Below are 16,969 nucleotides of genomic sequence, written 5' to 3' on the forward strand. Positions count from 1 at the left end.
CTATGCCGATAAATGATAAGACCCCACGCCCGCAGGAATTCGCCGCGGTCGACCTTGGCTCTAACAGTTTCCACATGGTCATCGCCCGTGAGGTGGATGGCGCGCTGCAGATCATCGGTCGTCTGAAGCAGCGCGTACACCTGGCGGATGGTCTTGATGAACGCAGCATGCTCAGCGAAGAGGCGATGGAGCGCGGGTTAAACTGCCTGTCGCTGTTTGCTGAACGCCTGCAGGGCTTCTCGCCCTCCAGCGTGTGCATCGTGGGCACTCACACCCTGCGCCAGGCCCTGAACGCCCCGGAGTTCCTCAAGCGGGCCGAAAAAGTGATCCCCTACCCGATTGAGATCATCTCCGGTAACGAGGAAGCGCGTCTGATTTTCATGGGCGTTGAGCACACCCAGCCGGAAAAAGGACGCAAGCTGGTTATCGATATCGGCGGTGGCTCAACGGAGCTGGTGATCGGCGAAGACTTTGAGCCGCGCCTGGTGGAAAGCCGCCGTATGGGCTGCGTCAGCTTCGCGCAGATGTATTTCCCTGGCGGCACCATCACCCGCGAGAACTTCCAGCGCGCGCGTATGGCCGCTGTCCAGAAGCTGGAAAATCTGGCCTGGCAGTACCGTATTCAGGGCTGGAACGTGGCGCTGGGCGCGTCGGGCACCATCAAGGCGGCGCATGAAGTGCTGCTGGCGATGGGTGAAAAAGACGGGTTTATCACGCCCGAACGCCTGACGTTGCTGACCGAAGAAGTGCTGAAGCATAAAAGCTTTGACGCCTTAAGCCTGCCGGGTCTTTCCGACGAGCGTAAAGCGGTATTCGTGCCGGGGCTGGCTATTCTCTGCGGCGTGTTTGATGCCCTCGCCATAAAAGAGCTGCGTCTGTCGGACGGCGCGCTGCGTGAAGGCGTGCTGTATGAGATGGAAGGCCGCTTCCGCCATCAGGATATTCGCAGCCGCACCGCGCAAAGTCTCGCCAACCAGTACAACATCGACCGTGAACAGGCGAAGCGCGTGCTGGACACCACGGTGCAGATGTACGAACAGTGGCAGGAGCAGAATCCGAAGCTCGCGCACCCGCAGCTTGCCGCGCTGTTGAAATGGGCCGCGATGCTGCACGAGGTGGGGCTGAACATCAACCACAGCGGGATGCACCGCCATTCGGCCTACATTCTGCAAAACAGCGATCTGCCTGGCTTCAACCAGGAGCAGCAAACCATGATGGCGACCCTGGTGCGTTATCACCGCAAGGCCATCAAGCTCGACGACCTGCCGCGCTTTACGCTGTTCAAGAAAAAACAGTTCCTGCCGCTTATTCAGCTGCTGCGTCTGGGCGTGCTGCTCAATAACCAGCGTCAGGCCACCACCACGCCGCCTACGCTGAAGCTGAAAACCGACGACCATCACTGGACGCTGAGCTTCCCGCACGACTGGTTTAGTCAGAACGCGCTGGTCCTGCTGGATCTGGAAAAAGAGCAGCAGTACTGGGAAGCGGTCACCGGCTGGCTGCTCAAAATTGAAGAAGAGAGCGCCGACGTCGCCGCGTAACGGCTCAGGCGTCCGCGGTGGACGCCTCTGCTTCCAGCAGTGACTCAAGCGGTGCCGGTCTGCCAATCAGATAACCCTGCACATAATCGATGCCTAGCGCCTGAACCGCGCTACGTATCTCTTCGCTTTCGACATACTCCGCTACCACCAGCATCTTTTTCATGCGCGCCAGATGGCAGATAGACGCCACAATCTGATAATCCAGGCTGTTGTTGACGATATTGCGAATAAAGCTGCCGTCAATCTTGAGAATATCCGCGTCCACGCTTTTCAGCCGCGCATAGCTCGCATAGCCGGTGCCAAAATCATCAATTGCAATACGTACCCCCATTTTCTGCAGCTGCCGGAGGATGTGTAGCGCCTGCTCCGCATTGCAAAAGGTGCTGCACTCCGTCACTTCAAAGATCAGTTGCCACGGCTCAATGGCGTATTTCGCCAGCAGGCGACTCACCTCAAGCGGAAACTGCACCCGACACACGGTCGACGGGGCAAGATTAATGGCAAAGCGCTGGCCGGGCAGTCTTTCGCGATGCGCGGCCAGGAAGCGCAGGGTGTGCTCGAGCACCCACAAATCTACCCGCGAAGAGAGACCAAACTCCTGCGCGACGGGCAGGAACTGGTCGGGGGAAATCAATAGCCCGTTTATATCCGGCATTCGGAGCAGGACTTCGTGATAGCAATCGCCACGCATGCCGCAAACGGGTTGAACCAGCAGGGCGAATTCGTCGTTATCGAGCGCCTTTTGCAGGCGGCTCATCATCGCGACTTTATCCTTCAGGTTGCGCTGCAAATGGACGGCCCCACGCTGCTGAAGGTTTTCCGGATGGTTGGAGGAGAGCGACAGGTCGGCAACCACGCCCAGTTCGCCCAGCACCAGATAAAGATGGTTAACCGGGGACCGGACATAGCAATAGCTCACGCCCACCTGCGGCTGCAGCTGCATGCCGTCCCAGACAAAGCGGAACTGCTTGATGTGCTCGTCCAGGGCCTCAATCCGCTGCTGGTGCGATTCCGCGTTAAGCCGTACCGCCAGGTCATACCCGGTCAGGTGATACACCAGCTCATTGGGCTGGAGAATGCCATTCACCCACTGCGCCAGCTGCTGTTTGTACTGAATGCGCAGCAACACGCCGTAATTTCGGCCCAGAATTTCCAGCTCCGGAATGCGCAGCAGGCAGAGCGCCGACCACGGGTTTTTCGCCAGATCGCGCGACAGCGCCCGCAGGTTAGGCATATGGACGACCGGGTCGAGCAGCGCCAGCCTGCGGGAGCGTTTGTTCGCTGCGCGCTGCCGGGTCGCCAGCATCGACATATAAATCACCACGAAGGAGAAGACCAGGTAACTGGAAGAGGTGATCGCCAGCTGAATGTCATACCCCGGATTCACCGGGATATAGCGGTAAAAATAGTGAATAGACACCAGCAGTATCGGCGTCCAGATAAGCGAAATCAGCTTATAGCCAAAACGCATCGCGCCCCAGAGCATCACCGGCATCAGCAGGGAAAGAGTGTAGTTGGTGGTGAAAATGGAGCTGTTCTCATTCATCGGAAGCAGCAGCAGCGAAAGCAGCCCGCCAAGCGCGATAGCCCACACCAGCAACTCAACGACCGTCACCTTTTTGTCTATCTCGGAACGGATCTGCGAGAGAAGGCTTTTGATATAGCGCGGATGTCGAAGCAGGCGGATCAGCAGATAGCTCAGCGGCACGCCCGTCAGGCCGCTGACCAGCAGCGTCTGATAGTTGATGAGCGTGCGAATATTGAGGGGATTTAATCCCGCAAGGCTCTGACGGCTCTCATACACGCCTAAATACACCGCAAACTGAAACAGCACCAGAAACAGCGTCGCGGGGCAGAACGCCTGCCAGAAGATGCGCTGCGCCATCAGCCGTACGTCGCCGTACGCGGTCATATTCCGTCTGGGCGCAAACACCCGGTAGCCACCCCAGCTGAGCACTAAAGGGACGACAAAATGGAGGATCCCCGCGACGGTTTCAAACATCCCGACCGACGGGTAATAGCGGATAAATAGCGACAATACGATCCCGGGCAGCGCTTCCAGGCCAAAGAACATCATCAGCGAAAGCAAAAATGAGAGGGGTAAATAATAGAGTGCCGCAATGCCGTCGCCCAGCTGCGTGAACGTATTCGCAATGCTCAGCACGGGAAGTAAAACCACCGGTAAAATAAGCGGCAATGCCCACCAGCGATTTTCATATTTTTTCAGGAAAGCCAGAATGTTCATAGATGCCCGGTTAAACCCCTTTCGCTCCAGAGGGAAAATAAAGACAGGCATCCAACCTGACGTACGCGCCGCCCGGCAAGGTGAGGGGCGAACTGTATGGAGGAAAGATTTTAAATATCAGGGCCGGGAAGCCGTTGACTTAAATCAAACTACTTTACGCAAATAACTTTTTGCGGCGTTTTTTTGAAATTATTTTCTTCATATTATCAATATGGTAAATGCATTAATTAATTTCAATAACATAAATCAATGTAAACATTGACGGTTATTTACACACAGCAGAATTGACCCCGCCTTCCCGCTGTGCCTTAATATCCTCGTCGCCCAAAAGGGCTTATCCAGGAAAAACAGAGTGAGTCAGGTCACGCGTATGCGCAAACGACATCAATTTAATACCCGAATGACCCGCATCATACTGCTCATCAGCTTCCTGTTTTTCTTTGGCCGCTTCGTTTACTCTTCAATTGGCGCCTGGTACCACCATCAGGACAAAACCCAGTCGCAGCAATCCAGCCTGACCGTCGACACCGCTGACCGCTAAACAGCCGAAGGATCTTGCACGAGCCGAATAATGGCCGCGATCCCTTTGCTGAGGATTTTATCCTGCCGCATTACCACCGCCAGCTGCCGCTGCAGCATGGGCGTAAGCGACATCACGCATAGCCCTTCGCGATCGGCATCCTGTTCGACCGCCATTCGCGGCACAATACTGTAGCCCAGACCCGCACGAACCATGCGTTTGATCGCCTCGATGCTGCCAAGCTGCATCACCGGTGCGATCGCTAATCCATTCGCCGCAAACCAGCCATCGATCAGCGCCCGGGTACCGCTGCCTGATTCAAAGGCAATCAGCGGCTGAGCGTGCAGCGCCTCCGGGGTAAAATCCCTGAACGCATCCTGTTGCTCCCGCGACGCGATAAAAACAAACTCTTCGTCCATTACCGGCATGACGTCCAGCGCTCTGCCGCTCACCGGCAGCGTCACCAGCCCCATATCGAGCCGGTTCTCTTCGATGGCCCTGACGATGTCGAGGGTGTTGCCCGTCGTCACCCCCACGCTCAGGAGGGGATAGTCTCGACGCAGCTTCTCCAGCAGCGGCGGCAGAAGATGGATGCAGGCCGTTGCCCCCGTGCCAAGCGTAATGGTGCCGCTCACATCGTGGCTGAATGCGCTCACGGACCGGATGGCGTCATCCACCGCCTGCTGAATACGCTCCCCATGCGCCAGCAACGCCTGCCCGGCAACCGTAGCCTTAATCCCCCGCCCGGTACGCTCCACCAGCCGCGTTTGCAGAAACTGCTCCAGCTGACGTATTTGCAGGCTGACGGCGGGCTGGGAAATACCCAGCACATCCGCTGCCGCTGAAAAGCTGCCGCGCTGGATCACCAGACGGAAGGTGGCGAGATAGCCCAGATTAAGCGTTGTCATTCAAAGTTTCTCTTATACCGCGCATAAGGTTGCTGCCCTGCCAGCACAATAGCGCGCGAGTTATGCTCAGGACAACTGCATAACGGAATGAAAAACAATGGAAACACCCGCCCTGCCACGCCGCCTTGCCCTCACGGCGGGATGTAATCAGCTTATCAACTGGGGGATCTCGTTTTATATGCCCGGCACCTTTGCGCTGGCGATTTCAGCCGACCGGGGATGGTCATCACCGCAGATTTACCTCGGCCTGACGCTGGCGATGCTGGTGATGGCGGCGGTTTCTCCGTTTGTCGCCCGCCTGCTGGCACGCTTTAGCGGTCAGAAAGTGGTGATGAGCGGCACGTTGCTGATCGCCGCAAGCTGCGCAGGGATGGCGTATACCCAGACGCTTTTTGGCTGGTACTGCGCCTGGCTTATCGGCGGCGTAGGGATGCGCCTGTCGCTGTACGACGCGCTGTTCGCCGCGCTGGTAAACCTCTACGGGCAGCAGGCGCGAAGAACAATCTCACGCGTCACGCTGGCGGGCGGGCTGGCCTCCGCCGTTTTCTGGCCGCTGGGCGATGCTCTGCTTCAGGTCATGAGCTGGCAGGAGGCGCTGCGCGTCTACGCGCTCTTCGGCCTGCTGAGCGCGATGCTGATTCGAACGCTTCCCCGACAGCGGCTGACGGTGACGACAAAGGTCACCGCGCCGCCTCTTAACAACGAGCGGCGTAACGCCTGGCTTTATGCTGCCTTCATTGCCCTCATCACCTTTGTCTCTAACGGCACCTCCACCCATCTGCCGGAGTTTATTGCCCACTTCGGCCTGCCGGTCGCCATCGGCATGCTGTGGGGAGTCGGCCAGACGGGCGCCCGCTCGCTGGAAGTGCTGGCGGGTGCCCGCTTAACCCCCTTCAAACTGACGCTTTTTACCGCGCTCGCCATGCCGCTCTGCTTTCTTCTGGGGATGAGCAGCGCCCTGTTTGCGTGGTGTGCGGCCGGGTTTGTGCTGGGCTACGGCGCCATCAACGGGCTGGTCACCATCGTAAAAGCCACCCTGCCGCTGGAGCTGTTTAGCCCCGAAAGCTATGCCCGCCGCACCGGCATGCTGCTGATCCCCGGCCAGCTGATGGCGGCAGCCTCACCGTTTGCCTATGCGTGGCTGAATAAAACGCTGGGGATCGCAGGTGCAATGTGGGTATCAACGGGCCTGACGCTGGTGATTGCCGGGCTGGCGATAGCGATTGTGCGTCGTCCAGGCAGGCAAACTGTATCGCACTGTATCCAGAGCGCCACGCTGACAAACGGGTACAAAACGCCGCCTCCGGCAAATATCTCCGATACATAAAAATGGTTTTCTTTCCCTGTCGTCATTCACAACCGATAAGGAGAGAACCCATGATTCGTCGCTATGCACTTTTCCCCCTGCTATTCCTGGCCTCTGTAGCCCATGCCCGGACCATGCCGCTGGAAAACCTGAGCGCCGAGGACGTTAACGGCCCCGCCGCCGTTGCGCCGCTGGCGCAGCCGCAGCCGCCCGCAAAGCTGATAGTCGATCCGCCGCTTGCCGGGCCGCTGAGCAAAGGCGCGGTGTTTATCCAGTACCGTGCCGAAAACCTGCGCATCGAACCGGTATTCGGCCCCGAGGCGCTCAAGGTCACGCCGCGCATCGGGCACATTCACGTGGTGGTGGATGACGCGCCGTGGCACTGGGCTGACGCCAGCGGAGAGCCGGTGATCCTTGTAGGGCTACCCGCCGGTAAACACAAGGTGACGATTATTCTGGCCGACCCGACGCATAAGCCGCTCGACCACAAAACCGTTGAATTCACCGTCCCGCCCCACGCGACGGTCCACCACTTTTAAGGAGTCTGAAGATGAAAGCACTGTCTGTAGTGACGGCAGGCCTGCTGGCGCTTTCCGCCAGCGCCTTTGCGCAGAGTAAAAACAGCGTCGTGCTGGTGCACGGCGCGTTTGCCGACGGCAGCAGCTGGAATAAGGTGATTACCCTGTTGCAGAAGCAGCACGTCGAGGTCATTGCCGTCCAGCTCCCGCTCACGTCGCTTAAGGATGACGTTGCGGCCACGCGGCGGGCCATCGCCCGCGCACAGGGTGACGTGGTGCTGGTGGGCCACTCCTGGGGAGGTACCGTAATTAGCGAGGCGGGCAACGATGCGCGGGTAAAATCGCTGGTGTACGTGGCGGCGTTCGCGCCGGATTCCGGCCAGTCGACGGCGGATCTGGCAGGAAGTTTCCCTGCCCCGCCGGGCAGCGCGGGCATTGCTAAAACGGCGGACGGCTATTTATACCTGCCGACAGGAGCCGTCAGAAAGGACTTCGCGCCTGACGTGAAGCCAGACATTCAAAACACCATTGCAGCCACGCAGGGGCCGATTAAGGCCGAGGCGTTTGGTGAAAAGGTCGCCCACGCGGCGTGGCATGATAAACCGAGCTGGTATGTGGTCAGCAAGAATGACCGAATGATCAACCCCGATCTGGAACGGGCGATGGCGAAGACGATCCATGCGAAAATCGCCGAGGTGGCGGCAAGCCACGTGTCGATGGTGAGCCAGCCGCAGATCGTCGCCCGGACGATTGAGCAGGCGATAAGCGGTAATTAACCGGAGTGACTCATTCGATCTTCTGCACTTCCGTATCCACCGGCAGCAGCGCAGTGCCGTCATGCGCTGCTGGCGCCATAAAGGGAACCGGCCTGCCCGTCCGCCTGTCGACCAGCAGCGAGTGACGCTCGCCCTGTGAAAACAGATTTTGCTCTCCCCACTGACGCAGCGCCACGATCACGGGGAAAAGACGTTCGCCTTTGTCGGTCAGAACATATTCCTGATAAGCCGTGCCGTCCGATGCCCCCTGTAACGTCAGGATGTCCGCCTCAACCAGCTTGCGAAGCCGGTCAGAAAGGATGTTGCGCGCCACCCCAAGGCTGCGCTGAAAATCCCCGAAGCGCGTCATGCCGTCAAACGCATTACGCACAATGAGAAGCGACCAGCGATCCCCAAGCAGGTCAACGCTGCGGGCAACGGGACAATATTCCTCTTTTACCGTATTTCGGGACATCACCTGTTTTCCTCGCAAAGGCCACCCCATAACTGGTTGCATTTTAAAACTGCATAACCTAGCATTCAACCAGTTTCTTTTTAAAACCAGGTTATCACAGGCGAGGATTTTGAACATGTCACTGACGTCAGCCCTTCCTTCAGCCGACATGCCGCGCAGCATGGTCTGGCTGTTCGCCACCGCCAGCGGCCTAAGCGTGGCAAACGTCTATTACGCCCAGCCTCTGCTTGACGCGCTGGCGAACGATTTCGGCATCAGCCATGCGGCCGTGGGGGGCGTGGTGACCGCGACACAAATTGGCTGCGCGCTGGCTCTTTTGCTCGTCGTTCCTCTGGGTGACAAAGTGGATCGTCGACGACTCATGGCAGTACAGCTGATTGCTCTGGTGGTGGCGCTGGTTTCCGTCAGCATGGCACAGTCCTCTTCAGCGCTGCTTATCGGTATGCTTGCGACAGGTATGTTGGGCACGGCCATGACGCAGGGGCTGATCGCCTACGCCGCCAGCGCCGCGTCGCCCCATGAACAGGGACGCGTTGTCGGCGCGGCACAGGGCGGCGTGTTCACAGGTTTGCTGCTCGCTCGCGTCTTTGCCGGTGGCATCAGCGATATCGCGGGCTGGCGCGGGGTCTATCTTTGTGCTGCCGCGCTGATGCTCATGATTGCGTTACCTCTGTGGTGGCGACTCCCCGCCCTGCCAGCCGTCACTGCCACGATGAGCTATCCGCGGTTGATTGGCTCAATGCTCACGCTGCTGCGGCAGGAAAAAGTGCTGCAGATACGCGGCGTGCTGGCGCTGCTGATGTTTGCATCGTTCAACATTTTCTGGAGCGCGCTGGTGCTGCCGCTGAGCGCACCGCCGTTTAACTTTTCGCATACAGCGATTGGCGCGTTTGGACTGGCTGGCGCGGTGGGCGCGCTGGCGGCCGGCCGGGCAGGACGCTGGGCCGATCGGGGATATGCCCAGCGCACCAGCGCGGCGGCGCTGAGTATCTTACTGTTAGCCTGGTGGCCCTTGTCGCTGATGGACCGTTCACTCGGGATCTTGCTTATCGGCATCATACTGCTCGACTTGGGCGGTCAGGCGCTGCACGTCACTAATCAGAGCATGATTTTCCGCACCCGTCCCGAGGCGCACAGCCGGCTGGTCGGGCTGTACATGCTGTTTTATGCCGTCGGCAGCGGGCTCGGTGCGCTCGGCACAACGATGACGTATGCCTGTGCCGGCTGGCCGGGCGTCTGCCTGCTTGGCGCCTCGGTCAGCCTGCTGGCGCTGGTGTTCTGGTGGCTAACCCGCGCTAGCCACCGCTGACCGCGGGATAATCCCGATTAATCCACGCGTGGTCCTCTTCCCAGGTGAACATCCATTTGCGCACCGGGCCGGCCATCACGTTGAGGTAGTAGCTGTCATACCCGGCCATCGTCGCGACCGGGTGGTAGCCCTTCGGCACCATCACCACGTCACGGTTATAGACCGCCATACACTCATCCAGCGTTCTGTCATCGGTGTAGACGCGCTGCATGCAGAACCCCTGCTCCGGGTTGAGGCGATGGTAGTAGGTCTCCTCCAGATAGGTCTCCTGCGGCGGGTTATCCGTGTCGTGCTTGTGGCTCGGGTACGAGCTGGTGCAGCCCTCACTGGTCCACACCTCCACCACCAGCAGGCTGTCGGCGGGCCTGTCTTCCGGCAAAATGTTATGCACGTAGCGCTGGTTGTGACCTTTGCCGCGCGCTTCACCGTCGATATCCTGCGGGGCAATCAGCCGCGTCGGATACGTGCCTTTGCCCGGCGCGGCGCAGACCGCCAGCTCCAGCGTCGTCAGCGCCTTCACCTGCACCGATTCCTGCGGGGCGACGTACACCGCCCACGGCTTAATGCGCTCGAAGGGGCTCATCCGCTCGCCGATATCGTTAAACTGCGCGGAAGGCGTGCTGATGGAGGCCCGCCCGGCGACCAGCACCAGGCAGCGCTCTTCGCTGACGGCGGGCAGCGTCAGCGTCTGCCCCTCCTGCAGCTCATACGCCTCAAAGCCGACGTAGCCCCACCCTGCGCCTTCCGGTGTAACACACTGGGAGCGCCCCTCCGCGTTCGGCTGTTGCCAGCGTGATAACAGACGTGACATGTTCCCTCCTCAAATCAGTCCGGCGTCGCGCGCCAGGCGGCTCAGGTTGTTATACCCCAGACGGGCGTAGGTCAGCGGATGGGCAATCGCCGGATCCTGCTCGGCCTCGACCACCAGCCAGCCGTGATAATCCTGCGCCTTCAGCAGCCGCATAATCGGTGGGTAATCGACGCAGCCGTCGCCCGGCACGGTAAACACGCCGCTCAGCACCGCATCGAGGAAGCTGGTTTTGCGGTTTTTCACGTCCGCCAGCACGTCGGCGCGCACGTCTTTGCAGTGAACGTGATTGATGCGCGACGCCCAGCGCTGCGCCACCGCCAGCGGATCGCCCCCGGCAAAGGTCAGATGGCCGGTATCCAGCAGCAGTCCGACCGCCTCCCCGGTGTGAGTCATCAGGTTGTCCACGTCCTCGGCAGACTCAATCACCGTGCCCATATGGTGATGGTAGGCAATCTGCACGCCCTGCTGCTGCGTATAGCGGGCAAATTCGGTGAGCTTCTCGCCGTACTCCTTCCAGCGTTCCTGCGGGAAGCGCGGGCGCAGATGCACCGGGGTCTGCTGCTCGCCGTGAATGCAGCCGCTCACTTCCGCAAACACCAGCACCTTCGCTCCCAGCTCGCGCAGCAGCGTCAGGTGCGGCTGCACGGCGGCGATCTCCTCCTCCACGCTGTGCTCCAGCAGGCGGCCGGAGTACCAGCCTGAGACCAGCTGCAGGTCGTGACGCTGCAGGATGGGGCCAAGCAGGCGCGCTTCGCGCGGGAATTTATTGCCCAGTTCGAAGCCGGCAAAACCGGCCTCTTTCCCTTCGCTCAGACAGGTTTCCAGCGAGGTTTCCGCGCCGAGAGAAGGCAGATCGTCGTTCGTCCACGTCAGCGGGTTAATGCCTAATTGCACACTCATTGTCGTCTCCATTATGCGTGTCCGCGCTCGCGCCACCAGGCGATAAGCTGCAGGTAGTTGTCCCGGATGCGCGCCACCAGCTGCGCATCGTCAATATCGTGCTTCAGCCACGCGCGGGAGGCATCGCCAAACAGCGTGCGCCCCACGGCGAAGCCTTTCACTACCGTCTGCCCCGCTGCGGCTTTGAAGTCGGCGCGCAGCTGTTCCGCCGGAGCGTCCAGGCCGAGGATCACCACCCCGCGGCAGTGCGGGTCCCGGCGTTCGATAATCTCGCTCAGCGCCGTCCAGCCGTCGGCGGAGAGCGGTGGCAGCTTCCACCAGTCGGGGTAAATGCCGAGGTTGTAGAAGCGGGAGATGGCGCGCAGGTAGAGCTCGTCGCTGCGCGGCATGGTCGCAGGCAGGATCACCTCCAGCAGCAGCTCGTGCCCGGACCGGCAGCAGGCGTGGTACACCTCGGCGATTTTCTGCTCCTGCTCCAGGCGCAGGCCGTGGGCATCTTCCGGGTGGAAGAAGACCAGGCACTTCACCACGTGCTCCTGCGGCCAGCTGATAAGCTGGGTGCCGATGTTGCCGTGCTCCATCTCCAGCGGCCTGGATCCCGGCAGCTCAATGGGGCGACCAATCCACCACCCTCCCCCGGTGATGGCGTTCAGCGCGTCCTGACCAAAGGTGCCGTCGCACAGCAGACCGGCTTTGCCCTCCAGCCCGGCGCGGCTCGCCGCCTCGCGGCTGGCCTGCAGGATCAGCTGCTTCAGCGCCGGAATGCGCTTAAGCGACGCGCCGCACTGCATCGCCATATCCTCAAGCTGGCTGCGGTGGTCGAAGGCCATCACGCACAGCTCCGGCCATTCGCGGCGGCGGGTGGTCACCCGGTGGAGATGGTTAAGACGCGGGTCGAGATCCGGGCGCGGCACATTAGCAGCGCGCGAGAGATAGTCATCCAGCTCGATTTTGCTCGGCATCGCCGGGGCGCAGCCGTGGCGCGAAACCACCAGCGCGCCGCAGGCGTTGGCGTAGCGGCACGCCTGCTCCCAGCCTTCGTCGTTCAGGTAGCCGCGCAGCAGGCCGGACATAAACGCGTCCCCCGCCCCGAGGACGTTCAGCACCTCCACGCGCACGCCGGTCACCGTCAGGCCGTCGTCCAGCCGGGACGGAATAGCGTCGGTATAGACCGAGCAGCCGAGCGCCCCGCGTTTGCAGACCAGCGCTGCGTCACTGACGGCACGCACCTGTCCTAGCGCCTGCAGGGTATCCGTGCTGCCGCCCGCAATGTGAAACTCCTCTTCGGTGCCGACAATGACGTCGAAGAGGTGCAGCACCTCCTGCAGCTCGCGGGTGACCTTCTCGGCGGCGATAAAACGCGTTTCGCCGTCGCCTAAGGAGGTTAGCCCCCACAGCACCGGACGATAGTCGATGTCCAGCACCGTGCGCACGCCGTGACGGCGGGCATAGCCCAGCGCCGTCAGCACCGCCTCGCGGGTCTGCGGATGAGAAAGGTGAGTCCCGGTGATGGCAAGACAACGTGCGGAGGCAATGTAGCTTTCGTCCACATCGCTGGCGGTAATCGCCATATCCGCGCAGTTATCGCGATAAAAAATCAGTGGAAAGGTGTCCCGGTCTTTAATGCCGAGGAGCACCAGCGCCGTAAGGCGTTGTTTATCGGTAATCAGATGGCTGGTATCGCAGCCCACCTGGTTGAGCTCTTCCCGCAGGAAGCGGCCCATATGTTCATCGCCGACGCGCGCCAGCATCGACGAGCGTAAACCCTGACGCGCGGTGCCGTACGCCACGTTGCCCGACGACCCGCCGAGGTATTTGGCGAAGCTCGATACATCCTCCAGACGCGCACCAATCTGCTGACTGTAGAGGTCTACCGCCACGCGGCCCATGCATATCACATCAAACTGCTTTTCCACGTTGATACCTCATCAGACAATGTCGTTCACGTTCAGCCAGCGGCCTTCCCGGTGCGAGAGCGCAATCGCGTCCAGCACGCGCGACACCTTCCAGCCCTCTTCGAAGTCCGGCCACATCGGCGCGTCGGCGGCAATCCCGTCCACCAGGTCGCGCACCTCCACCGTTTTTTGATCGTTAAAGCCAATCCCGTGTCCCGCGCCCATGCAGAACGCGGCGTAGTCCGGGTGCGCCGGGCCGACGAGCAGCGTGCGGAACCCCTGGCGGTTCACAGGATCGTCATGCAGATAGAGCTTCAGCTCGGCCATGCGCTCCTGGGTGAAGCTGATGGCGCCTTTCGTTCCGGTGATGACGTACGACAGCCCCATCTTGCGGCCGCAGGCAACGCGGGAGGTTTCAATAACCCCTTGCGCGCCGCCCGCAAAGCGCACCATCGCGTGAGCCTGATCCTCGTTTTCGACGGCGATCATCTCCGACGATCCGGCCTTCGCCGGGCGCGCCGGGACCACGATCTTCAGATCGCCGCAGACCTGCTCGATCTCCCCGACCAGATACTGGGCCATGTTGACGATATGCGCCGCGAGGTCGCCCAGCGCCCCCAGTCCGGCGGTCTCTTTGAAGCAGTGCCAGTGAATGGGCGACAGCGGGTCGGCCATATAGTCTTCGTTGTGGATGCCGTAGAAGTGGATCACCTCGCCAATCTCGCCGCGCGCGATAATCTCCTTCGCCAGCTGCGCCGTCGGGTTTTTCATGTAGTTGAACCCCACCAGCGTTTTCACTCCTGCCCGCTTCGCGGCATCGACCATTTCACGCGCGTCGTGGGCGTTAAGCGCCAGCGGCTTCTCCGAGTAGACGTGCTTGCCGTGGCGGATCGCCTCCAGCGCCATCTCTTTATGCAGATGGTTGGGTGAACAAATATCCACCACGTCAATGGCCGGGTCGGCCACCAGCGCCCGCCAGTCCCCGGTGGAGCGGTTGAAGCCAAACGCCTGCGCGCGCGCTGCCGCCAGCTCCGGCGTGACTTCCGCCACCATCTCGCGCACCAGCCTGCCGCGCAGGTTGAACACCGTCGGAGCCTGGGCATAGGCGATAGCGTGCGCCTTGCCGATATACCCGGTGCCAATTAATCCAATACGAACCTCTTTCATCGTGATCCTCACAGTGCGCCGCGACGGCTTTTGGCATAGGTATCGAATGCCACCGCCAGAACGATAATTAATCCGGTGATAATCTGCTGGTAGTAGGCCGAGACGTTCATCAGCACCAGGCCGTTAATCAGAATGCCCATAATGATGGAGCCGATAATGGTGCCGCCGATGCGCCCGTAGCCGCCCATCAGCGAGGTGCCGCCGATCACCACCGAGGCGATGACGCGCAGCTCAAAGGAGATCCCGGCGACCGCCTCGGCGCTCCCCAGACGCGCGCTCAGGATGAAGCCCGCCAGCCCCGCCAGACAGCCAATCAGCACGTAGACGCTGACCAGCACGCGTTTGACGTTCACCCCCGCCAGTCGCGCCGCCTCCGGGTTGCCGCCGATGGCGTAGACAAAGCGGCCCCAGCGGGTTTTATGCAACGCCAGATAGCCGCCGACGGCGACGATGGCGAAGATCCAGATAGGAATAGAGATGCCGAGCAGCTCCCCGCGTCCCCACCAGCGGTAGCCCTGATCGAAACCGGCGATCGGCGCGCCGTCGTTAATCACCAGCGTCAGACCGCGCCAGATTGTCATCCCGCCGAGGGTGACGATGAACGGCGGCAGGCGCAGGCGGGTGACGCCCAGGCCGTGCAGGAAGCCAATCGCCGTGCCCATCGCCAGACAAATCCCCAGCCCAATCAGCCAGCTCATGCCGCCCCAGGCGTTCGGGTCGACGGTGGTGAAGTTGTCGCCCTTAATGACGTACGCCGCGGTCATGGCGCACACCGCGAGAATGGAGCCCACGGAGAGGTCGATCCCGGCGGTCAGAATGACGAAGGTCATCCCCACGGCCATGATCCCGTAGATGGACACTTCGGTCAGGATGTTGAAAATATTGCGTTCAGAGAAAAAGTTGCTGTTCTGCGACTGGAAGAAGATCAGCAGCAGGATCATGAAAATCAGCACCCCGAAGCGCTCGAAGAAGGCGATGGGATCGATGCGTCCGGCGCGTTTGACCGGGGCCTGCGTTTTAGAAATCATCTGCGTCATGAGAAACTCCGTTATGCCGCGTTCAGGGCGTTGTGGTTGATGGCCATCATCGTCATCAGCCGTTCTTCGTTAGCGTCGTCGCCGTGGATTTCGCCGGTCACCCGGCCTTCGCTGAGGGTGATGATCCGGTCAGACACCGCCATCACTTCAGGCAGATCGGAGGAGATCACGATCACCGCCACGCCCTTTTTCGCCATGTCAAACAGCACCTGGTGCACTTCCGATTTGGTCCCCACGTCGATGCCGCGCGTCGGCTCATCGACGATCAGCACCCGCGGGTTGAGCGCCATGCAGCGCGCGAGGATCACCTTTTGCTGGTTGCCGCCGGAGAGCTTGCGCACCTCCTGCGCGCTGTTGACCATTTTGATCTGCAGCGCCTTGCGGTAGGACTCAATCAGATCGTCCTCTTTGCGGGTGTTCACGAACCAGCGCCACTGCAGCAGCGAGGAGAGACAGGAGAGCGACAGGTTGTCGCGAATCGACAGCCCCAGCACCGCCCCCTCTTTTTTGCGGTCTTCCGGCACCAGCGCCACGCCCTGATCGAGGGCATACAGCGGGTCGCGCGGCTGGTACGGCACGCCGTCCAGCTCAAAGCTCCCTGAGGTAAAGGCATCTGCGCCAAACAGGCAGCGGGCCACTTCGGTACGTCCCGCGCCCACCAGCCCGGCAATGCCTAAGACTTCCCCGGCGTGGACGTGGAAGCTGATGTCGTGCAGGGCGATGCCGTGCGGATCCAGCGGCGGCTTTTCGCGGCTCAGCCCCTTCACCGCCAGGCGGACGGGTTTGTCTTCATGATGGGTTTCGCTGGCGGGGCGACGGTTAAAGGCTACGTCGCGCCCGACCATCAGACGGATCAGCTGTTCGACGTTGGTCTCCGCCACCGCGCCGGTGCCGGTAAAGCGGCCGTCCTGGAAAACGGTGAAGCGATCGCAGAGCTGGAAAACTTCGTGCAGACGGTGGGTAACGTAAATAATGCTCACGCCGCGGTTTTTAAGCTCCCGCACCACGCGGTGCAGGCTTTCCACCTCGCTGTCGCTCAGCGCGGCGGAAGGTTCGTCCATAATGATTAATCGGGCGTTGAGAGTCAGCGCCCGGGCGATCTCCACCATCTGCTGCTGGGCGACGCTCAGGCGGGCGACAGGCGTGGTCGGCGCAACGTTCAGCTGGAGGTAATCGAGAATGACCTGCGCCTCCTGGTTGACCGCCCTTTCGTCGACGATCAGGTTACGCCTGCGCGGCTCGCGACCGAGAAACATGTTTTCCGCGACGGTCATGTTGGGCAGCAGGTTGAATTCCTGATAGATGGTGATAATGCCCTTGTTCTGGCGCGCCACCGGGGAGTCGTCCACCGGCAGCGTTTCGCCGTTGAACCAGATATCCCCGCGCGTTTGCGCCTGTGCGCCCGCGAGCGCCTTCAGCAGCGTGGATTTTCCCGCCCCGTTTTCCCCCAGCAGGGCGTGAATTTCGCCGCTGCCGACGGTCAGCTGAGCGCTGCTCAGCGCCCAGACGCCGGAAAAGCTTTTTGCCAGGTCGGTCACTTTCAGTAAGGGTTGCGACATCAGTCTGCTCCTCCTCATGATGA

General features: G+C 60.8%; 15 protein-coding genes. 6 read left to right on the top strand and 9 right to left on the bottom strand.

Annotated elements, in window-relative coordinates:
- Positions 1–2: 2 nt before the first annotated feature.
- The gene (ppx, locus tag HB664_RS19735; protein WP_023308773.1) at positions 3–1,541 is read left to right on the top strand and encodes an exopolyphosphatase; all 1,539 of its coding nucleotides are present in this window, start codon (positions 3–5) and stop codon (positions 1,539–1,541) included.
- A gap of 4 nt (positions 1,542–1,545) precedes the next feature.
- On the opposite strand, the gene HB664_RS19740 is transcribed toward ppx, so the two are convergent.
- A complete protein-coding gene (locus HB664_RS19740; protein ID WP_219940075.1) occupies positions 1,546–3,786 on the bottom strand; it encodes an EAL domain-containing protein in 2,241 nt (746 codons plus the stop codon).
- 352 nt (positions 3,787–4,138) lie between these two features.
- On the opposite strand from HB664_RS19740, the gene HB664_RS19745 reads away from it, so the two are divergent.
- Positions 4,139–4,327: a YfgG family protein gene (locus HB664_RS19745; RefSeq protein ID WP_029739958.1), complete on the top strand. Its 189-nt coding sequence runs from the start codon at positions 4,139–4,141 to the stop codon at positions 4,325–4,327.
- On the opposite strand, the gene HB664_RS19750 is transcribed toward HB664_RS19745, so the two are convergent.
- Complete coding sequence (locus tag HB664_RS19750) at positions 4,324–5,214, bottom strand: LysR family transcriptional regulator (RefSeq protein ID WP_219940076.1); 891 nt, start codon at positions 5,212–5,214, stop codon at positions 4,324–4,326. The genes HB664_RS19745 and HB664_RS19750 overlap by 4 nt on opposite strands.
- A 97-nt stretch (positions 5,215–5,311) precedes the next feature.
- Between HB664_RS19750 and HB664_RS19755 the strand changes: the two genes are divergently transcribed.
- Genes HB664_RS19755 through HB664_RS19765 form a run of 3 tightly spaced genes read left to right on the top strand, consistent with a single transcriptional unit; the run spans position 5,312 to position 7,814 of the window.
- On the top strand, positions 5,312–6,541 hold the full coding sequence (locus HB664_RS19755) for an MFS transporter (RefSeq protein WP_219940077.1): 1,230 nt from the start codon (positions 5,312–5,314) through the stop codon (positions 6,539–6,541).
- Positions 6,542–6,591: 50 nt separating this feature from the next.
- Entirely contained in the window at positions 6,592–7,059 is a 468-nt protein-coding gene (locus tag HB664_RS19760) for a DUF6130 family protein (protein ID WP_219940078.1), read from the top strand.
- 11 nt (positions 7,060–7,070) lie between these two features.
- Positions 7,071–7,814 (top strand): alpha/beta hydrolase, encoded by a 744-nt coding sequence (locus HB664_RS19765; RefSeq protein WP_219940079.1) that lies wholly within the window; start codon positions 7,071–7,073, stop codon positions 7,812–7,814.
- A gap of 10 nt (positions 7,815–7,824) precedes the next feature.
- Here the strand turns inward: HB664_RS19765 and HB664_RS19770 are convergent, their stop codons facing one another.
- A complete protein-coding gene (locus HB664_RS19770; RefSeq protein ID WP_247604354.1) occupies positions 7,825–8,268 on the bottom strand; it encodes a helix-turn-helix domain-containing protein in 444 nt (147 codons plus the stop codon).
- A 115-nt stretch (positions 8,269–8,383) separates the two neighbouring features.
- Here HB664_RS19770 and HB664_RS19775 point away from each other — a divergent pair, with 115 nt between their 5' ends.
- Positions 8,384–9,577: an MFS transporter gene (locus HB664_RS19775; RefSeq protein ID WP_258235844.1), complete on the top strand. Its 1,194-nt coding sequence runs from the start codon at positions 8,384–8,386 to the stop codon at positions 9,575–9,577.
- Here HB664_RS19775 and iolB read toward each other — a convergent pair.
- From iolB to HB664_RS19805, 6 genes are read right to left on the bottom strand one after another with little or no spacing between them, the layout of a single operon-like run.
- Positions 9,564–10,388: a 5-deoxy-glucuronate isomerase gene (gene iolB, locus HB664_RS19780; protein WP_143346611.1), complete on the bottom strand. Its 825-nt coding sequence runs from the start codon at positions 10,386–10,388 to the stop codon at positions 9,564–9,566. The genes HB664_RS19775 and iolB overlap by 14 nt on opposite strands.
- 9 nt (positions 10,389–10,397) lie before the next feature.
- A complete protein-coding gene (iolE, locus tag HB664_RS19785) occupies positions 10,398–11,288 on the bottom strand; it encodes a myo-inosose-2 dehydratase (protein WP_219940080.1) in 891 nt (296 codons plus the stop codon).
- Between the two features lie 11 nt (positions 11,289–11,299).
- Positions 11,300–13,204, bottom strand: coding sequence for a 5-dehydro-2-deoxygluconokinase (iolC, locus tag HB664_RS19790; protein ID WP_219940081.1), 1,905 nt, complete (start codon positions 13,202–13,204; stop codon positions 11,300–11,302).
- Between the two features lie 12 nt (positions 13,205–13,216).
- Positions 13,217–14,350: a Gfo/Idh/MocA family protein gene (locus tag HB664_RS19795; RefSeq protein WP_219940082.1), complete on the bottom strand. Its 1,134-nt coding sequence runs from the start codon at positions 14,348–14,350 to the stop codon at positions 13,217–13,219.
- Between the two features lie 8 nt (positions 14,351–14,358).
- A complete protein-coding gene (locus tag HB664_RS19800; protein ID WP_013098254.1) occupies positions 14,359–15,387 on the bottom strand; it encodes an ABC transporter permease in 1,029 nt (342 codons plus the stop codon).
- Between the two features lie 11 nt (positions 15,388–15,398).
- Positions 15,399–16,946, bottom strand: a complete 1,548-nt coding sequence (locus HB664_RS19805) for a sugar ABC transporter ATP-binding protein (RefSeq protein WP_219940083.1) — start codon at positions 16,944–16,946, stop codon at positions 15,399–15,401.
- Positions 16,947–16,969 lie beyond the last annotated feature (23 nt).

Origin of the sequence: Enterobacter sp. DNB-S2 (genome assembly GCF_019443845.1) — a bacterium.
In the GTDB taxonomy this organism is placed as follows: Bacteria; Pseudomonadota; Gammaproteobacteria; order Enterobacterales; family Enterobacteriaceae; genus Enterobacter; species Enterobacter asburiae_B.

What these genes read in the sequence shown, in the direction of transcription:
- ppx (WP_023308773.1), top strand. Translation starts at nt 3, where the DNA reads ATGCCGATAAATGATAAGACCCCACGCCCGCAGGAATTCGCCGCGGTC.
- HB664_RS19740 (WP_219940075.1), bottom strand. Translation starts at nt 3,786, where the DNA reads ATGAACATTCTGGCTTTCCTGAAAAAATATGAAAATCGCTGGTGGGCA.
- HB664_RS19750 (WP_219940076.1), bottom strand. Translation starts at nt 5,214, where the DNA reads ATGACAACGCTTAATCTGGGCTATCTCGCCACCTTCCGTCTGGTGATC.
- HB664_RS19755 (WP_219940077.1), top strand. Translation starts at nt 5,312, where the DNA reads ATGGAAACACCCGCCCTGCCACGCCGCCTTGCCCTCACGGCGGGATGT.
- HB664_RS19760 (WP_219940078.1), top strand. Translation starts at nt 6,592, where the DNA reads ATGATTCGTCGCTATGCACTTTTCCCCCTGCTATTCCTGGCCTCTGTA.
- HB664_RS19765 (WP_219940079.1), top strand. Translation starts at nt 7,071, where the DNA reads ATGAAAGCACTGTCTGTAGTGACGGCAGGCCTGCTGGCGCTTTCCGCC.
- HB664_RS19770 (WP_247604354.1), bottom strand. Translation starts at nt 8,268, where the DNA reads ATGTCCCGAAATACGGTAAAAGAGGAATATTGTCCCGTTGCCCGCAGC.
- HB664_RS19775 (WP_258235844.1), top strand. Translation starts at nt 8,384, where the DNA reads ATGTCACTGACGTCAGCCCTTCCTTCAGCCGACATGCCGCGCAGCATG.
- iolB (WP_143346611.1), bottom strand. Translation starts at nt 10,388, where the DNA reads ATGTCACGTCTGTTATCACGCTGGCAACAGCCGAACGCGGAGGGGCGC.
- iolE (WP_219940080.1), bottom strand. Translation starts at nt 11,288, where the DNA reads ATGAGTGTGCAATTAGGCATTAACCCGCTGACGTGGACGAACGACGAT.
- HB664_RS19795 (WP_219940082.1), bottom strand. Translation starts at nt 14,350, where the DNA reads ATGAAAGAGGTTCGTATTGGATTAATTGGCACCGGGTATATCGGCAAG.
- HB664_RS19800 (WP_013098254.1), bottom strand. Translation starts at nt 15,387, where the DNA reads ATGACGCAGATGATTTCTAAAACGCAGGCCCCGGTCAAACGCGCCGGA.
- HB664_RS19805 (WP_219940083.1), bottom strand. Translation starts at nt 16,946, where the DNA reads ATGTCGCAACCCTTACTGAAAGTGACCGACCTGGCAAAAAGCTTTTCC.